General features: G+C 51.7%; 1 pseudogene. It reads right to left on the reverse strand.

From position 1 onward, the window contains the following. A pseudogene (locus AC1DRJ_RS32120) lies at nt 1-317 on the reverse strand (histone-like nucleoid-structuring protein, MvaT/MvaU family); the annotation flags it as partial. Between the last annotated feature and the right edge of the window lie 213 nt (nt 318-530).

A 530-nucleotide genomic window follows, 5' to 3' on the forward strand; every position in this document is an offset into this window, starting at 1 on the left:
GCAAAATGCCGCTCGTGCTCAAACCAAACTCCCTTGGTCAACCAAGACTCAACGGTCGCGAAGCCGTGCTCAGCTCTCCATTCCTTCAGGGTCTTGTGATTGCCACCTTTGGTTTCGACGATTTCACCGGTGTTCGGGCTCTTGTAGAACTTAACCTGGCATGGTGTCCGAGTACTGGCTTGGGGCTCGGCAACTGGTGCACGTCGATCAGACTTCGGATCAAGCAGGTTGATCACGTCTTTTAGGCTGTAGCTGTATTCACCCAGCAGTGCACTCAGCTTGGTCTCAAATTCAATTTCTTTCTTCAAGCCAGCATTAATGCAATCACACGCCTGATCTCATGGATCAAAAGTTCTTCGTCCATAAAGGTGCCTTCCTAGACTTTGCCGGTAAGAGGCAGCCACAGTTTGCACACCCGCACTGCATGCGGTAAGCCATGTTATAGGGACGGCTGAGAAGCGAAGCCCTTCTGCCCGCCCCGAATAAAGTTCGAAGCCCCTAATCAACGCGGGCTATATTGCTTGATGAGC

It is taken from the genome of Pseudomonas sp. P5_B2 (assembly GCF_056400445.1).